The 13195-nt window shown below is 40.6% G+C and carries 14 protein-coding genes, 1 tRNA gene, 1 rRNA gene and 1 pseudogene; 10 read left to right on the forward strand and 7 right to left on the reverse strand.

Features of this window, described 5'->3' with window-relative positions; genetic code table 11:
* A 16S ribosomal RNA gene (locus V7K84_RS29140) occupies window positions 1-89 on the reverse strand; the annotation flags it as partial.
* Between the two features lie 645 nt (window positions 90-734).
* Between V7K84_RS29140 and rsmA the strand changes: the two genes are divergently transcribed.
* The 6 genes from rsmA (at window position 735) to V7K84_RS29170 (ending at window position 5020) form a co-directional block, all read left to right on the forward strand.
* Window positions 735-1577, forward strand: a complete 843-nt coding sequence (rsmA, locus tag V7K84_RS29145) for a 16S rRNA (adenine(1518)-N(6)/adenine(1519)-N(6))-dimethyltransferase RsmA (protein WP_334843361.1) — start codon at window positions 735-737, stop codon at window positions 1575-1577.
* 67 nt (window positions 1578-1644) lie between these two features.
* The gene (gene ispE, locus V7K84_RS29150; protein ID WP_334843363.1) at window positions 1645-2598 is read left to right on the forward strand and encodes a 4-(cytidine 5'-diphospho)-2-C-methyl-D-erythritol kinase; all 954 of its coding nucleotides are present in this window, start codon (window positions 1645-1647) and stop codon (window positions 2596-2598) included.
* A 163-nt stretch (window positions 2599-2761) separates the two neighbouring features.
* Window positions 2762-3091 (forward strand): DUF3082 domain-containing protein, encoded by a 330-nt coding sequence (locus V7K84_RS29155; protein ID WP_094353499.1) that lies wholly within the window; start codon window positions 2762-2764, stop codon window positions 3089-3091.
* Window positions 3092-3468: 377 nt separating this feature from the next.
* Window positions 3469-4080: a sporulation/spore germination protein gene (locus V7K84_RS29160; protein WP_334843364.1), complete on the forward strand. Its 612-nt coding sequence runs from the start codon at window positions 3469-3471 to the stop codon at window positions 4078-4080.
* Between the two features lie 171 nt (window positions 4081-4251).
* A tRNA-Gly gene (locus V7K84_RS29165) sits at window positions 4252-4323 on the forward strand.
* A 175-nt stretch (window positions 4324-4498) separates the two neighbouring features.
* Complete coding sequence (locus tag V7K84_RS29170; protein ID WP_334843366.1) at window positions 4499-5020, forward strand: Arm DNA-binding domain-containing protein; 522 nt, start codon at window positions 4499-4501, stop codon at window positions 5018-5020.
* On the opposite strand, the gene V7K84_RS29175 is transcribed toward V7K84_RS29170, so the two are convergent.
* Window positions 4923-5927: a type I restriction-modification enzyme R subunit C-terminal domain-containing protein gene (locus tag V7K84_RS29175; RefSeq protein ID WP_334843368.1), complete on the reverse strand. Its 1005-nt coding sequence runs from the start codon at window positions 5925-5927 to the stop codon at window positions 4923-4925. The genes V7K84_RS29170 and V7K84_RS29175 overlap by 98 nt on opposite strands.
* Between V7K84_RS29175 and V7K84_RS29180 the strand changes: the two are divergent.
* From V7K84_RS29180 to V7K84_RS29195, 4 genes and pseudogenes are all read left to right on the forward strand, one after another.
* A pseudogene (locus tag V7K84_RS29180) lies at window positions 5872-6864 on the forward strand (transposase); the annotation flags it as partial. The gene V7K84_RS29175 and the pseudogene V7K84_RS29180 sit on opposite strands and share 56 nt — an antisense overlap.
* A gap of 73 nt (window positions 6865-6937) precedes the next feature.
* Window positions 6938-7096, forward strand: a complete 159-nt coding sequence (locus V7K84_RS29185; RefSeq protein WP_334843369.1) for a transposase — start codon at window positions 6938-6940, stop codon at window positions 7094-7096.
* Window positions 7078-7266, forward strand: coding sequence for a hypothetical protein (locus tag V7K84_RS29190; protein WP_334843370.1), 189 nt, complete (start codon window positions 7078-7080; stop codon window positions 7264-7266). The genes V7K84_RS29185 and V7K84_RS29190 overlap by 19 nt, the downstream gene beginning before the upstream one ends.
* Window positions 7267-7554: 288 nt before the next feature.
* Entirely contained in the window at window positions 7555-8691 is a 1137-nt protein-coding gene (locus V7K84_RS29195) for an aminotransferase class I/II-fold pyridoxal phosphate-dependent enzyme (protein WP_334843372.1), read from the forward strand.
* Between the two features lie 196 nt (window positions 8692-8887).
* Here V7K84_RS29195 and V7K84_RS29200 read toward each other — a convergent pair whose 3' ends face one another.
* The 5 genes from V7K84_RS29200 to V7K84_RS29220 all read right to left on the reverse strand — a co-directional run bounded on the left by V7K84_RS29200 (window position 8888) and on the right by V7K84_RS29220 (window position 13114).
* On the reverse strand, window positions 8888-9868 hold the full coding sequence (locus V7K84_RS29200; protein WP_334843373.1) for a hypothetical protein: 981 nt from the start codon (window positions 9866-9868) through the stop codon (window positions 8888-8890).
* Window positions 9869-9937: 69 nt separating this feature from the next.
* A complete protein-coding gene (locus tag V7K84_RS29205; RefSeq protein ID WP_334843374.1) occupies window positions 9938-11353 on the reverse strand; it encodes a GNAT family N-acetyltransferase in 1416 nt (471 codons plus the stop codon).
* Window positions 11354-11443: 90 nt separating this feature from the next.
* Complete coding sequence (locus V7K84_RS29210; RefSeq protein ID WP_334843375.1) at window positions 11444-11743, reverse strand: chorismate mutase; 300 nt, start codon at window positions 11741-11743, stop codon at window positions 11444-11446.
* A gap of 107 nt (window positions 11744-11850) precedes the next feature.
* Window positions 11851-12501, reverse strand: a complete 651-nt coding sequence (locus tag V7K84_RS29215) for a cupin domain-containing protein (RefSeq protein ID WP_334843376.1) — start codon at window positions 12499-12501, stop codon at window positions 11851-11853.
* A 16-nt stretch (window positions 12502-12517) separates the two neighbouring features.
* Window positions 12518-13114, reverse strand: coding sequence for a hypothetical protein (locus V7K84_RS29220; RefSeq protein ID WP_334843378.1), 597 nt, complete (start codon window positions 13112-13114; stop codon window positions 12518-12520).
* Between the last annotated feature and the right edge of the window lie 81 nt (window positions 13115-13195).

Genomic DNA, 13195 nt, shown 5'->3' on the forward strand with positions numbered 1-13195 from the left:
CGCCACTGTGTCCGAAGACACCGTTCGACTTGCATGTGTTAAGCATACCGCCAGCGTTCATCCTGAGCCAGGATCAAACTCTCCGTTTTGTTGTGTTTCGAGTTTGTGGCTCTGAAAAAAATATTTTCCAGAATCCTAGTTACTAATTTTGATTATAGTTTTGGGAAATCCCAAAAGCAAAATCTTTTGACGAGGATTGGTTTTTTCTTAAGCTTTCAAAGTATTATGTTTTTTAGGTTCAGCGGTCGTTTGCGTCTTTCGCTTCCCGACTTAACTAGAGTAACTAGTCATCCCCTAGTTTGTCAAGGGGTAAATTTATTATTTTTCCTAAAAGGGCAAATTGCCTGAGTGGCATTACTTTCAGGTGAATGCCTTAAGCAATGGGAGGGGGGCAAAAACAAAGTGGCTAAACCTGACTGGGTGAATAATTCACGTTGAGTGATTATCGAAAAAGGCAGGAATAGTCTTGCTGGAGGGATTTATCCGGAATTCTTACGCCTGAACTAACCATATACATAATATTAAGAGCATAATTGTTGCGGAGCTTGTGATTTAAGACTCCCATCTTACAGGTGACGCTGATATCGGCATCTACGCGATCGCCATCACTACGTTCGTGGAGCGTTTGGAGGAGAAGATAGGAGTTACAGTGAGTCTAGCGCTGTAGAGGGGCTTCAAAATTTATAATGAATTTTTGAGAAAAAGCTAAAAACTAGACTAGGCAATAAATACAGATGATCCGACCGCGTAAGGTCTTTGCTCAACATTGGCTCAAAAGTGAAAAGGCGCTCGACGCAATAATTAAAGCAGCTGAGTGTACAGAAAGCGATCGCTCCCCCAAAGGCGATCGCGTCCTGGAAATTGGCCCTGGAACAGGCATTCTGACTCGTCGTTTATTACCCTTAGTGCAATCTCTGGTTGCAGTTGAAATAGACCGCGACTTATGCCAACTGTTGTCAAAGCAGCTTGGTAAGACTGAAAAATTTTTACTCCTGCAAGGGGATTTTCTGACTCTAGATCTACCATCTTATCTGGCAGCCTTTCCCAATTTCCAAAAGCCAAATAAGGTAGTAGCCAATATTCCCTACAACATTACAGGGCCAATCATTGAGAAACTATTGGGTACGATCGCTAACCCCAACCGCGAACCATTTGACTCAATAGTGTTGCTGGTACAAAAAGAAGTAGCAGAAAGGTTATATGCTAAATCAGGCTCAAAAGCTTTTGGGGCGTTGAGTGTGCGGGTACAGTATTTGGCTGAGTGTGAGTTAATCTGCACAGTCCCAGCAGCTGCATTCCATCCACCGCCAAAAGTCGATTCAGCAGTAGTGCGATTGCGTCCCCGAAAAATAGAGATACCAGCACTTAATCCCCGACAGTTAGAAAATTTCTTAAAGTTGGGGTTTGGTGCCAAACGCAAAATGTTACGAAATAATTTGCAATCTGTTATAGAACGCGATCGCTTGAGCCACTTACTGGAACAATTAAAAATAAATCCCCAAGCTAGAGCCGAAGACCTTAGCGTTCAGCAATGGGTGATTCTAGCAAATGAGTTGGGAGTGGAGAGTAGGGAGTAGGGGACAAGGTAGATTTTTCCCATTTCTCATTCCCCACTCCCCACTCCCCATTCCCCATTCCCATAAAATGCATTCCTACAGCTTAATTGCCCCTGCCAAAATCAACTTGTATCTGGAAATCATTGGTAATCGCCCCGATGGTTATCACGAGTTAGCCATGATACTTCAAAGTATCGGGCTTGCAGACAAAATTGATGTGCGTCCCATTAGTACTGATACCATTAGGGTTCATTGCAACCACCCACAAGTACCGACAGATAAAAGTAATCTGGCATACCGGGCAGCAGAATTAATGGTAAGGCGGTTTCCCGAAGCCTTTGCTAAATATGGGGGCGTGGAGATTACCGTTAACAAGCAGATTCCTGTCGCTGCTGGGTTGGCTGGGGGTTCGACGAATGCAGCAGCTGTGTTAGTGGGGATAGATTTACTGTGGAAGTTGGGACTAACTCAGTCAGAATTAGAGGAGTTGGGAGGTACACTCGGTTCAGATGTACCGTTTTGTGTGGCGGGTGGAACTGCGATCGCAACAGGTAGAGGTGAGCAACTTTCTCCCCTGCCGAGTTTAGATAACATATATATAGTATTGGGGAAATACCGCAGTTTGGAAGTTTCCACACCTTGGGCATACAAAACCTATCGACAGCAGTTTGGTCATTCTTATATTAGAGATAACGACAACTTGGCAGCGCGTGCTAATGCAGTTCATTCAGGAGCAATAGTAAAAGCTATCCTGGATAAAGATGCAGGAGAAATTTCCCAAAAACTGCACAATGATTTAGAGCGCGTTGTATTGCCAGCTTATCCCCAAGTTTTACAACTGCGAGAAGTGTTTGCAAATCAAGAAGGTGTTTTAGGAACAATGATGTCTGGTTCTGGGCCAACAGTATTTGCTCTTTTTGAGTCTCAGCAGCAGGCAGAAGAAGTGAAACTGCAAGTCAGGGAAGCAATTCTTGATGAAGACTTAGAATTGTTTGTGACTCGAACAATTAAACATGGTATTCAGGTGGCATCTTCAGTTTAAATAAATCTTTATTGTTAATCGAGTATGGGGAATAAGCTGATGAGCTTTTAAGTTGCATAGTTAAAATCGCCAAAAAAATGCAAAGACGCAAAGATGCAATTTGAATGACAATAGTTATTCCTAATGCTCCCATCCAAAATCTAACATCTAAAATCTAAATATTATGAATGACCAAAATCTAACGCCGCAAACAGATGCTAAAGAACAGGTGACAGCTAGTCCATTACGCTGTTTTACTGGAGCAGTGATTTCTGGAGGTATGGGATTTGCTGCCTATTCGCTGATGATTGCGATCGCGACAAATTTTGCTAGTAAACCGATCCATTCAATCAATCCATTGGTGGTGAAGATTTCTTCTGCTGTCCGCACTCTGGTTGTTGGTGTAGTTGCTTTAGGTAGCGGGATTTTTGCTATAGTGGCAATTGGTTTGTTGGCTTTGGGAGTGCAATTATTAGTGCAGCAATTGACGAAGCAAAAAAGTAGTGAAAACTAGTAATTTGCTTTTAATCAGTAATCTAAAAGCACAAGTTTTTCTAAGGCAGTACGACTTACCCTTACTGTGCGAGGAGTTGATTTTACTCTTACCAAATTTATTTAGCACAAGCAGCAGGCGCAGATACACTGCTACTGGTTGCAGCAATTCTCTGGTTTACCACATCCCTACTTGTTTTAGTCAAGCTTTTTGGGATTGACGTAGACGCAAAGCAGCTTGTTGTCAGACGATGTTGTAATTTTGGTAACTAGTATAAACTTTGACTTTAATAGATTTTGGGTTGACACTTTATAGACTGTCTCAATATTCACAAATTTATGCGGAATTGACACCAGCGACACTGAAATCGATAACAACATCATTTATAAGCAAAATTTATGAACACAATCAAGAGATATTTTTTACCCCCTATTTTTGTGACAATGGTTGTGAGCCTTGGTAGTTGTAGTTCTAACCCTACTGCGGGTAATATTGACAGCGCAACGTCATACCCTACCACAGCACCAGCACCGACCAATAGCCTACCTTCTCAGTCTCCCAGCCAAATTCCTAGCGTAGCTCAGTTGAGAGAAAAATCTCCTAATCAAGAATCTTCTAAGGAAAATACGCCTTCCTCACCAACTTCTAAAGTTGCCACTGCCAAAACAACTAGCGTAACACTCTACACAAGTGATACCCAGTGTCAAAAACTAATTCCAGAAAAGGTTTCAGTACCAGCCGAGGAACCAGTGACAAATGTTGTGAGTAAAATCTTAGAAAAACGAGATACAAGCGACTTTAGCTTGTCTGGGTATCGTGTCAACATTAAAAATGGCATTGCTACAGTTGATTTACGCATATCTCCTGAGTCAAAGCGGCAAATAACTTCTCTTTCTAGTTGTGAACAGTTTGCTCTGTTTGGCAGTCTCCGCAAAACTTTAACGAGTAATGCTCAATGGAATATTAAAGAGGTTCGCTTCACGGAGCGAGGCGAGGACATTGTTCTTTAGTTAAATATGGTAGTAAGTGCCGTCATCAGCTAGCTAAAAAGATTTTCCGATCTGAACAGCCGCATGACTCATGCATCAGTATTTGCCAGAGTCGTGTATGTTCTAGGCAATTGAAAACAGCTGCAAATAATGGTATATTTTATTTGAGTACTAAGTTTATGTTAGCAATCTGCGGGTGTAATTCAGTGGTAGAATGTCACCTTCCCATGGTGAACGTCGTGGGTTCGAGTCCCATCGCCCGCTTTAGAAAAAAACTTTATTTAACAAGCGTTTCAAGGATTTGCTCTGTAACCTCTTGCGTTGAGGACGGTATATTTGTTTATTGCTAGAAACAAATTTTAGCTCTTTTTAGGTGATTTTGGGTGTAACTTGGGTGTAAAGTTGGTGTACTAAAAAAGGTACTAAGAAGGATAAACCCGTGTACTCCAAACCCAACTCTACTAAAGCTTCTAAAAGTACTGTTCAAGTCATCTCTTCCAATGACCGATTACAATTACGGTTCAGGTTCGCAGATAAACGTCATTATCTCAGCATAGGTTTAGCAGATAACTCTGTTAACCGTAAAGCAGCAGAAGCAAAGGCAAGGCAAATTGAGCTAGACATAGTTTCTGGAAATTTGGACTCTACCTTAGCTAAATACAAACCACAAGCTGCACTGAGTAAGGTTGCAACAGAAATAATACGTAGTATTACTGTTAAAACATCATTAGCAGACCTTTGGGAACAATTTATTGAATATAAGCGACCGCAGTGTAGGCCTAACACTATGATACTTTCGTATGGTGTTTTTTCTAATTATGTTAAAAATTTAACAACTCATGACTTGGATAAAGCTAGCGAAATCAGAGACTACATTTTAAATACAATTCCTTCAAAATTACTTCTAGCTGTCCAGCAAAAGTTTTGTTTAGTCGTTCAAATCCGCCACCTTGGGTTTTAAATTCCCCTTTATCCAAAGCTTCCCGATCGACAATTGTTTCCGCTTTCATCTGTTTGCTAATGCGTTCTAACCACTTGCGTTGAGGAGAAGTCCAAGACTGACTGCCCAGGATTTTGTTCATCGCCCGATCTACCCGTTCTGCGTAGGGAATCAAAGCATCACCCAAAGTAGCTTGACGTATAAAGCCAATGATAGAAGCAGCAATATCTTCATTGGTAACTTCTCGCCATGCAGTTTTTAGGTTCATTTCTGTATATCCTGCCGTATATAGTCCTATTCGTAGTTCCTTGAGTTGCGCTCTAGTCAACTCACGGGGACGCTGTGTAACAATCATTAAAGCGGGAATCTTGTTCATGTTCTCTAACAAGAAAGCTCTAAAGCTATCTAAATAATCTTCTGGACGTTCGGCATTGCCATAACCCCGTTCAATAGCCACTAACTCATCAGCATGGCGAGAAACCAGTATTGGCACAGTTCCACCATCTCGAAGATCCAGAATTTGAGCGATGCCTGCGGCGAGCGGAGCTAACGCTTTTCTTTGTTCCCACCATTCCTTTACCTGCTGTGGTGTACTTTGCTTGAGATGGGAAACCATATTTAATAATGGCATTCCGGCGATCGCTTCTAACTGTTCTTGATTGTTAGGACTCAAATGCCTGCGTTTGCGCTGAATTTTCACCAGTAGTTGGTTAATGACTGTTTCTAAAGCATCAGGATTTTTGACTGTTTCCAACTCCTCCACCAATTGAGTAAAGGAAATATTGGGGTTAACCACCACAGGTTTCATACTGGAGACAGGAGCTATCTTATCACTGCTACAATGCTTGCTACCGCAGATAAACGCTACGACGATGCGGCAATTGAACCAGATAATCCTGGCAATGTTAGCAATGAGCGGGCGAGTCACGATGTTGGGAATATCACGTTGGACAGGCAGTGGTGGTAGTTATCGAACGATGTTGAGATTCTTTCATACGGTAATACCTTGGGCGACATTGTTTTGGGTATTCAATCGCTTGCATTTATTTCGTGCAAATGAGGTATATTTGCTAGCAGTAGATGAAGTTGTAATAAGTAAATTAGGGAAACAAACTTATGGGCTGGATAGATTTTTTTCTAGCCTGGCTAGCAAACCCATATTATGGCTATCTTTTTTTACATTATCATTAGTCAGTGTTGAGCAAAGGCACTCATTTCCGATTTACATAGAACAGGTGATAAAGAGCGATATAGAAAAAAGTAGCCCGTCACCAACCAAAGAAATAAAACTGCAAGATAAACGAGGGCGTGGACGACCGAAGGGGAGTAAAAACAAGAATAAAACCCAGGTAATTCTCACATCTGAATTAGTCCGAATTCAGAAAATGATTAAGTAGCTATTTAACTTATTAGCTAAATTTATTCCCCTTACTTACTTAGTGTTAGATGGACACTTTGGGAACAATAATGCCTTGCAGATGGCTCGTCAAGTTAACTTGCATATAATTTCTAAGCTTCGCTATGATTCGGCATTATATATACCTTATCAACGCCCTGACCCCAATAGTTGCTCTCGTCGTAAATACGGCGATAAGATTGACTACAGTAACATACCTAACAAGTATTTATGTAAAACTATAATTGATAAGGATGTTCAAACTGACGTTTATCAAGCGACTTTACTTCACAAAGAATTTGCCCAAGCTCTGAATGTAGTTATTCTAGTCAAAACCAATCTTAAAACTCATGCTTGCAGCCATGTGATTCTATTTTCCAGCGACCTGAATTTGTCATCTGAGAAAATAATAGACTACTACAAGCTGCGTTTTCAGATCGAATTCAATTTTCGAGATGCCAAGCAATTTTAGGGATTAGAAGATTTTATGAACTCTAATTGATGGTCTTGATGCTTTAACTGTTCAGACAATTTTATCTGAGGTGGGATTAAACCCAAAACGTTTTCCCACTGTTAAGCATTTTACCTCTTGGCTGGGTTTATGTCCTGGTCAAAAAGTAACTGGTGGTAAAGTCAAAAGCTCTCAAACTCGTACTGTTGTCAATCGTGCTATGCTTTTCGGATGGCGGCTTTTTCTTTGATTCACAGTCATTCTGCACTAGGTGCATTTTATCGCCGCTTACGTTCTCGCTTGGGTGCACCCAAAGCTATTACGGCTACTGCTCATAAACTAGCTCGTTTATTTTACAAGGTGTGGATAACTGCTGGGCAATATTCTGATCCTGGTATGGACTACTATGAGCAAAAATAACAGGAACTAGTTCTCAAAAACCTCCGGAAAAAAGCTCAGGCTCTTGGTTTGGAACTTATCCCTATTTCTCACTCCACGGAATGTGTTTCTTGAAAGAGGGATAAGTCACAAACAACGCCATCCTTACCCAAAATTTTTCCCACATTATGGATTCAAAGCACATTTTTTTATATGATTATTTATACTTGGCACTTCTTGAAGATGAATTAACTATAGTAAAATTGTATTAAAAAAATAATTGCATGAGATTTAACTACAAATTTATCAAAATCTACCTTATTTATTAGTATGAAACTTCCTACTTTTAAACTAGAAGAATATTTCTCTCGCACGGAGTTTAAAGCTCCTTATCTTATGTGCTGTAGCGATGCAGAAAGTTTCTCTTTGCAAGAAATTTTAGCATTGGCTGATGATGAAACAAGCAGTATATGGGAAACATTGCGATTAGGGTATACTCAAGTTCAAGGTAGTCCTCTTTTAAGAAGTGAGATTGCACACCTCTACCCTGGGTTACAAGCAGATAATATATTGTGCTGTGCAGGTGCAGAAGAAGGAATATTTTGTACCTTTTTTTCACTGCTTAACAAAGAAAGCCATGCTATAGTTGTCACTCCTTGCTATCAATCACTCCATACATTAGCTTTATCATTTGCCGGAAGCGTTACGACAATTGCACTTGACGAAGCTCATAGCTGGAAGCTTGACCTCGATCAAGTCAAAGATGCAATTAGACCAAACACAAGAGTAATAATTATCAACTTTCCCAACAATCCGACTGGAGCATTACTTAATGAAAATGAAGTCAAAAATTTGATAGATATTGCATCAAGTCATGATATGTACATTTTTTCTGATGAGGCATATCGATTGTTGGGAAGCTCTTGTTTGACTTGGGATGTTCCTCTTGCTTGTTTGTATCCAAAAGCAATTAGTTTAAGTGTTATGAGTAAAGCCTTTGGTATGGCTGGGCTTCGCATAGGCTGGATAGCAACACAGAACAAGGAACTACTCAAATCAATTGAGTTTACAAAATACTATACAACCATTTGTAATAGTGGACTTTCAGAAGTGATTTCTCTCATAGCACTTCGTGCAAAAGATATAGTTCTGAAAAGGAATTGTGAAATTATTGACCATAATCTATCCCTACTCGATAGTTTTTTAAGTCGCAATCACACTCTCTTTTCTTGGGTACGTCCTGCTGGTGGATGCGTAGGATTAGTTAAGTCCCATATAGCAACACCAATAGACATATTTGCTCAAGAGTTAGTAGATAATACAGGTGTTCTGATTATTCCAGGTTCTGTTTTTGATATAGAAGGAAATACATTTCGGATTGGATTTGGAAGAAAAAATTTTCCTGAAGTGTTAGAAAAATTTGAAACGTATGTGAGTAGATATCTAAACAAGAGTAGTCAGTCTTGAGGAGTTGATTCCTTGATTTTTACGACTTATACCCCAATACGCTTGGGTTAAGGGCTACTGGCAAAAATTTTGGGTTTTTGAGACGCGATAAATCGCCGTCTCTACAAGTGTTTTGATCTATACCGTGGTGACTTGATGTAGAGACGTTCCAAAGAACGTCTCTACAAAGATTGCTTCTTCGGACTCTCGAAATCAACTACTTTTGATCGTACCCCAACAATCCCAAGCCAAATTGATAGGCACATTCATCTAGAGCAGTTAACAGATAGCCTCCCTCCTGAACTAAACAAAGTGGCATAGATGATTGGGCAAAAATCTGACCAATTTTCTCGAAAATAGAGGGTGGTAGATGCCAACCTCCATGAGGATCGTTGATAATAATGTCATAGCCAACCGAAACAACCATAGCCGCGCAACCAAAACTTAAAGCCTTTTTAATTAGCTGCTCAACTGCGGTTAAATATTCTTCTGAACTAGGTGAATGGGAAAAAGGAATGAAAACTTGTCCGTCGCTGGCAGGATGAACTTCTTTGTAAGGATAACTCAGTATTGTTGAGCTGTGAATAGAACCAAACCAAACATCTGGTCGTGATGCTAGTAAGGCAGCAGAACCATTGCCAAAATGAAAGTCTATATCAATCAATCCTACTGGGTCGATCCCAGATTCCTGAAGAGTAACTACAGCAGCAACCGCATTATTCAAAAAACAATATCCTCCCAACCAAGCAGGGCCAGCATGATGTCCGGGAGGTCTGCACAAAGCATAAGCCAAGGAAGCCCCCTTAGCTATTTGTTGTGCTGCGGCGATCGCAGTTCTAGCACCTTCACGAGATAAGTCGTAGACTCCTTCAAATAGAGGAGTATCTGCCTCAATTCCCTGGTCAACATAGGGATACTCAAACAGTAACTCTTCTCCGACTAGCGCTCGATTCCAATGAGCTAAAAATTCCAGATACTCCTGATGATGAATTTGTTGGAGAATGGTATCAATGTAGCGATCGCTAACCTCTGCTGTGGAAAAATTGCACTCAGGAAGACGCTGTAAACCTTTAATAATACACTGGCTGCGCTCTTCAACTTCTCTGCCAGCTTGGTTCCCCTCAGAAGTAACAATGATTGGAGATGCTGCTCCTTGCATTTCTTTTTGCAAGCTCACCTCCAAGGACAAATGACTCATGCCATCACCTTCCGTAAACGTATATCTGTATTTGTCATTTTCAGGGATTATATTCTCATGCTAAATTGCCTATTCCAGCATCTTCCGCATTCGAGGGCCGAAATCTTCAAAGCCACTCTTTTGATAAAAATGGTAAGTATTAGAAAAGCTAGAAAATTCATGAGTTGGTAAACAAACTTCTATCCGAGAAATTCCTTGTTGACGACTGTAGGTTTCAACAGTTTGAATGAGATTGTCTCCAATATTTTGACTTCGATAGTCTGGATGAACCCATAATTCCTGAATTAGTAGATAGGAACTCCCCACATGAATCGTTTCTTGCACGCTTAAGGTAATCAAACCGATGATAGAGTCGTTGTCCCCTTGTGGATTAGCCACGAAAATAGCACCAGGATATTTTCCTTCAATCAAACGCTGACAAACTTCTGCTGCTGTAACAGGAAGTTGAAATTCTGGAGTACCTCTGATTTCCGCGACCAAGGAACAAACACCTGCAACTATGCCATGAATGTCGGTTAACTCAGCAGAACGAATCTGGTATGGTTGTTGAGTTACAGGCTTGGGTGTAGTTGTTTCTAAAACTGAACCTGTTAGCCAACGGGAGGCTATTTCATCTTCTGCGTTGTCCAGCATTTTCTGGAAACGCTCTTGTAGCCGTTGGGTAATAGGGCCGGGAATTTGGCTACCAAGAGCATTTCCATCCACCGCTGCAATGGGACGGATCTCGTGATAAGTTCCGGTAACAAATACTTCATCCGCCACCATTAAGTCTCCCAAAGGCAGGGGTACTTCTTTGACAGGGATACTCAACTCACTCGCCAACGCAATCAGCAAACGCCTTGTGACTCCATCAATACTCTGAGGAAGAATAGGAGTATACAAAATAGAGTCTTTGACGATAAAAATATTTGCTCCTGTCATTTCGCAGATGGTGCCATCTGGATTTAACATGAGATTACCGTCAAATCCTTGTTTTTTAGCGTTGCGATCGGCAGCAGCTTCAATAGCATAGAAGCCACTAATTTTAGCTCTAGAGAGGCTAGAACCAGGCAAAGGACGGCGGATATGACTAATTCCTAAAGTCAGTGGTGGTAAAAATCCCGGTCTGTCAGAGCGCCAAGCTAGAACCAGTGCGGCCGAAGGGAATGGAGAAGGATCTAACGCTAAACAATTTCCGTTTGGATACACTAACAATCGCACATATCCCTGTTGTAAATTGTTCTGATTTATGGTTTGCCACAATGCTTTGGTAATTTCTTCGGGTTCTACAGGGGATAGTCCCAAAGATAACATTGACAATCTTAGTCGGTTGAGATGTAAATCTAATCCTAATATCTTTGAGCCATTGGGAGTGGGGTAAACTCGAAATGCTTCAAAAGCAGCAGTTCCGAAATTGAGGGCATGATTATCTGCTGGCAAACATGCAAGCTCTGTTGGCACGATGCGTCCATTCAGGTAAGTCCAAGAGCAAAATTCTAAAGCCATATAAAAATCCTTAATCAGTTGTGATATACAATTAGCGATCGCCTGGTTTCTATGTCAATTGAAACCATACTCATGAGTTTTGTGGAAAAATCAGTGGTGTTGAGGTTGTGCTTCTATAATCTCATCTTCCATACGGCATGTTTCCTGAATGATGAGGCTGTACAGTTCAACCATGAATGCTCCATCTAAACCATGCTGCATTGCCAGTTCCCGACGACGTTGTTTCACAGCTTCCACCCGCTCCGGTTGCATCATCGGAATTCCTTGTTGCTTCTTAAACTCAGCCACCCGTTTACAAATTTCAAACCGCTTGGCTAATGCCTCAATAATCTGAGAATCTACGGCATCAATTTCTTGTCTAAAACCTTCCAGTCCACTTAGGGTTTTCATTACTATTTTTACTCCTTGCTTATTTACCGATCTTTAAATAAAGCGATCGCATAATTTTATTACCTTTACATTTATTGAGAAATCGCCTTTTACTATCCTCAAGCAACCTAATGGGAATCTGATGGCAGCGAAATTTTAATTAAAGAAACCGCTCGATCTGAAATGCTATATCCACCATGAGAAACACCTGCGGGAGCATGGTAAACGATACCATATTCGAGGAGTCTTTCTTCCTCACCTATTTTCATTCTTAATTGATCGTTGAGAATAATGCCAATTTCCTGTGTACTAGTTATACATGTGGGCAATTTCTCATGTGGAGGAATTTCTAGAATTGCTATTTCAAACCAGGAACAAGCACCAAATTTACAAGGAAAACCTGTAGTTTTATCTATTGAAGGCTCTAGCTTGAGGATAGGGTCATCAATATGTTCATCTACTTGAGACTTTATGAGATATTTCATCTCAACTCCGAGAATAGGTTCTTGAGAAAGAATCACAGAACCATGAGGAATATTACTCCCTGAAACATACACTTTTTCAAATGGTTCTAAAATTTCTTTCTTACCATCGACACTGATTTCTACACAGCCGTTAAAAATCATACCCATTTGACTTTCTGGATGTTGATGAGGCTGAAAAACTGCTCCCGGTGAGATATTAGCTAATTGCACAAGTATTTCTTGACATTGGAAAATAGTCAATTCTAAATCTGGGCGCGGTTTGATAATTTGAGGAACTGGGAAAAATATTGACATTTTTGAATCTAATTAATTATGCATGAGCAAGTTCTAATTGGAAAAGTTGGGAATTTTTGATGCCAATCACTCCCTGCTGTTGATTTTTCTGGCGACCATACACGAGCCAAGCTGTTTGGACAGAGCCAATAACTTCATCAACTACTAAAATGTCGGGATTTTCTTCGGCAAATTTTAAAGCTGCGATCCCGCTATCATACTTACCTGCTAGTAAGTTTTGTCCTACTATGGGCTTCGCTGTCTCATAAATTAATTTATCCCAGCGTTCTGTGTTGACATAAGCCTGGGTAGCCGGCATTAGTCCTAAACTACGAGGATGTTCTACATCACGACGAGTTAGCACTCCCATAGGAGTAGTTGGACATAAGAAGCTATCAATTACGAATACTTCTCGAAAGTACTTTTCTGTTAATTCATACACTTTAGGATGAGCAGAGTTTTGGATGATAAAGTCAACTTTACCATCATGTAGTTGCTCCAGTGCTTCTAAAAGATCGTTGAACAGTTCTACTTTGGCATTAGGCAATTCCTGAAATGCAATGTAAGCTTTAGTTGCTCGCTCATGGCAAGTGCCAGATGGCCCTAACGTTGCGAAAATTAGTTGTTTATTCATGACGGTAATCTGTGAAGGAGAATCTAATTGTCTATCCGATCAAAAAGTATTGGCAACTGTTCATAAAATCCAAGAAGTTTT

It is taken from the genome of Nostoc sp. (assembly GCF_036917315.1).
In the GTDB taxonomy this organism is placed as follows: domain Bacteria; phylum Cyanobacteriota; class Cyanobacteriia; order Cyanobacteriales; family Nostocaceae; genus Nostoc.